At 56.3% G+C, this 277-nt stretch carries 1 pseudogene; it reads left to right on the forward strand.

Going from position 1 to position 277, the window contains the following annotated elements:
• Window positions 1–31: 31 nt before the first annotated feature.
• Window positions 32–277: pseudogene (locus SB771_RS34225) on the forward strand (integrase); the annotation flags it as partial.

The following is a 277-nucleotide window of genomic DNA, read 5'->3' on the forward strand; positions in this document are numbered from 1 at the left end:
GATGTGATCGCGTCTCAATGAAGGGGGCATCATGAAACACCAACTCGAATCAACAGCGCTTGATCCGGTCATCAGTCGATACCTTGCACACCGCCGAGCGCTAGGGCGTCAGTACAGCAACCAGGAGCGTACCTTGCATTCGATGAGGGACTTCGTCGTCCGAGCTGGTGAATCGGACCTGAACAACACGCTGTTCGAATCGTGGTGCAAGACCTTCGATTCCCTCACCTCGAACGTGCGCCGCGCCCGTCAAGTTGACGTGCGCAATTTCTGCCTC

This window comes from Burkholderia sp. SIMBA_051, assembly GCF_046534915.1.
Taxonomy (GTDB): Bacteria; Pseudomonadota; Gammaproteobacteria; order Burkholderiales; family Burkholderiaceae; genus Burkholderia; species Burkholderia ambifaria.